At 73.5% G+C, this 2,123-nt stretch carries 2 protein-coding genes; both read right to left on the reverse strand.

The features are described 5' to 3' along the window. Positions 1 to 24: 24 nt before the first annotated feature. Positions 25 to 1,224, reverse strand: coding sequence for a MarP family serine protease (locus ACFU99_RS41625; RefSeq protein ID WP_384403417.1), 1,200 nt, complete (start codon positions 1,222 to 1,224; stop codon positions 25 to 27). An 86-nt stretch (positions 1,225 to 1,310) separates the two neighbouring features. Next, positions 1,311 to 2,060, reverse strand: a complete 750-nt coding sequence (locus ACFU99_RS41630) for an NUDIX hydrolase (protein ID WP_384403420.1) — start codon at positions 2,058 to 2,060, stop codon at positions 1,311 to 1,313. Between the last annotated feature and the right edge of the window lie 63 nt (positions 2,061 to 2,123).

Below are 2,123 nucleotides of genomic sequence, written 5' to 3' on the forward strand. Positions count from 1 at the left end.
CGGGCCGGGCCGGCTCTCGGAGCCTCAGAGCGCGCAGCCCTCGCTGTCGACCCGCTGGGTGGCCTCGCGGCCCCTGCCGACGTCCTCCCGGACCTCGTTCGCGGTGAGGGCGTACCCGGTGTTGGCGTCGTCCAGGGACTTGGCGAAGACCACGCCGTAGACGCGGCCGTCCGGGGTCAGCAGCGGGCCGCCGGAGTTGCCCTGCCGTACGGTCGCGAACAGCGAGTAGACGTTCCGGCTGACCGTACCGCGGTGGTAGATGTCCGGGCCGTTGGCCTGGATGCGGCCGCGGATGCGGGCCGCGCGCACGTCGTACGAGCCGTTCTCCGGGAAGCCCGCGACGATCGCGCTCTTGCCGCTCGCGGCGTCCGGCGTGGAGAAGCGCAGCACCGGCGCGTTCAGCGTCGGGACGTCCAGGACGGCGATGTCGCGCTTCCAGTCGTAGAGGACGACCGTCGCGTCGTGCAGCCTCCCCCGGCCGCCGATCTGGACGGTGGGCTCCTTGACGCCGCCGACGACGTGGGCGTTGGTCATCACCCGGTGCGGCGCGAAGACGAAGCCGGTGCCCTCCAGGACCTTCCCGCAACTGGGCGCGGTGCCCACGACCTTCGCGATGGAGCGCTGGGCGTCCTTCGCGACGGGGCTCGACACGAGCCCCGGGTCGGGGGCCGGGACGTCGGTGATGGGCTCGTTGGAGAAGGGCGCGAAGACCTGCGGGAAGCCGTTCTGCGCGAGGGCCGAGCTGAAGTCCGCGAACCACGTGTCGGCCTGCCTCGGAAGCACCCGCGCGACGCCGAGCAGCACCTTGGAGTTGCGGACCTCCTTGCCGAGCGTCGGCAGGGAGGTGCCCGCGAGCGCGGAGCCGATCAGCCAGGCGACCAGCAGCATCGCGACGACGTTGACGAGCGCGCCGCCGGTGGCGTCCAGGGCGCGCGCCGGGGACCAGGTGATGTGGCGGCGGAGCCGGCTGCCCAGGTGGGTGGTGGCCGCCTGGCCGACCGACGCGCAGACGATCACGATGATGACCGCCGCGATCGCCTCCCAGGTGCTGGGCGACGTCTCGTCGGTGGCGCTCTGCCAGATCACGGGGAGCAGGTAGACGGCGACGAGACCGCCGCCGAGGAACCCGATGACCGAGAGCACGCCCACGACGAAGCCCTGCCGGTAGCCGACGACCGCGAACCACGCGGCGGCGAGCAACAGCACGATGTCCAGCACGTTCACCGAAAAAAGCCTCGCCTTGGTGTCGTCATGTTGTCGTTGGACCGCCCCGCCGTACGCGCGTGGGGACGCCGTGCCGGCTCACCGTCTCACGCACTCCAGTCGAGCGGCACCCGCTTCTCCCGGTCCCAGGGCAGCTCCCAGCCGGAGTAGTGCAGGATCCGGTCGATGACGCTGGCCGTGAACCCCCAGACCAGGATGTCGGCGACATGGAACGACGGGCCGCGGTGACCGCTGGGGTGCACGGTCGTGGCCCGGTTGGCGGGGTCGGTGAGGTCGGCGACCGGCACCGCGAACACCCGCGCCGTCTCGCGCGGGTCGACCGGCATGACGGGGCTGGGCTCGCGCCACCAGCCGAGCACGGGCGTCACGACGAAGCCGCTCACCGGGATGTACAGCCGCGGCAGCACGCCGAAGACCTGGACGCCGGACGGGTCGAGGCCGGTCTCCTCCCGCGCCTCGCGCAGGGCCGCGCGCAGCGGGCCCTCGCCGTCCGGATCGCCGTCCTCGGGGTCGAGGGCGCCGCCGGGGAACGAGGGCTGCCCGGCGTGCGAACGGAGGCTGCCCGCCCGCTCGGTGAGCAGCAGGACGGGGCCGCGGGCGCCGTCGCCGCCTTCCCCGCCGCCGCTGCGGGAAGCGCCGTCGCCACTGCGGGAAGCGCCGTCGCCGACGCCGGAAGCGACCCCGGTGCCACCGGAGGTTCCCTGGCTATCGCCGGAAGCGCTCTCGCCGTCGCCGAAGAGGACCAGTACGGCCGACTGCCGGCCGCCCGTCTCCGGGGGCAGAAAACGGCTGAGCTGCCGCGGTTCGATCGTCTGCGCCGCCCGCGCCACGGGCATGAGCCACTGCGGCAGCCCGCGCGTGCTGACGGCGGCCGCGCCGCCGTACGTACTCGTCACTCC

The organism is Streptomyces sp. NPDC057654, from assembly GCF_042800135.1.
GTDB lineage: Bacteria > Actinomycetota > Actinomycetes > Streptomycetales > Streptomycetaceae > Streptomyces.